The 959-nt window shown below is 54.7% G+C and carries 1 protein-coding gene; it reads right to left on the reverse strand.

Annotated features, from left to right (window positions below; genetic code table 11):
- Positions 1-21 precede the first annotated feature (21 nt).
- Positions 22-879, reverse strand: coding sequence for an IS5 family transposase (locus LOC70_RS05410; RefSeq protein WP_230252373.1), 858 nt, complete (start codon positions 877-879; stop codon positions 22-24).
- Positions 880-959: the final 80 nt, after the last annotated feature.

Genomic DNA, 959 nt, shown 5'->3' on the forward strand with positions numbered 1-959 from the left:
AGAGCCTATCCGGAAACCGATTCAGGTTGTAAGTCGATATTTGAACGGAGGTTGGTCGCCAGCGGGTGCAAGTCTTCGGAGCATCCGTCCGATTGATGCGATGCGGACCACCGCCTCACTTGATTCTGTATGGTGTTCATAGTCACGACTCAAACGCCTCCAGCGTCCAAGCCAACTGAAGGTTCGTTCGACGACCCAACGTTTGGGAACCAACACGAATCCTTTGGCTCCCTTGGGGCGACGAACGACTTCCAGCTTCCAAGACAGGTTCCTTTGGCGACCAAGCCAAGAATTCAACGCGTGATTGTGGTACTTCGAATCGGCCCAAACGACCTGCAAACGAGGTTGTCGCGATTGCGAAAGCTGCTTCATCACCGGGCGAGCAGCGTAGGCATCGTCCACCGAGGCGATCGTCACCGTCACGGCGAGCAGCAACCCGAGCGCATCGACCGCAATATTTCGCTTTCGGCCCGTAATTTTCTTGCCGCCGTCGTATCCGCGGCTTCCACTTCGTTCGCTGGTCTTCACGCTTTGGCTATCGATGCTGCACGCGCTAGGCTCGAGTTCTTCGCTGGGCGCTTCAAGCATTCGAATCGCTCCGACAAGTCGATCGTTGATCTTTTGAAGCGTTCCATCGTCACGCCACTTCGCGAAGTAGTCGTACACCGTACTCTTGGGAAGCAGGTCGTGTGGAATCATGTCCCACTGACACCCGCTGCGGCATTGGTAGAAGATCGTATTGAGAACCTCCCGCATATCAACGGTCCGAGGGCGACCACCTTTACGGCTCTTGCAAGGTTTTGGGATCAACTCGTTGATGATCTCCCATTGCTCGTCGGTCAAATCGCTGGGGTATCGTTTTCGGTTGCCATCGGTCATCGCACACTCCGTTGCTTCGAGGAGCTCAAAGTATCGCGTTTATCAGGCTTTCAGCAAATACCAGTTTCCGGATAGGCTCT

The sequence above is a fragment of the Rhodopirellula halodulae genome (genome assembly GCF_020966775.1).
Lineage (GTDB): Bacteria > Planctomycetota > Planctomycetia > Pirellulales > Pirellulaceae > Rhodopirellula > Rhodopirellula halodulae.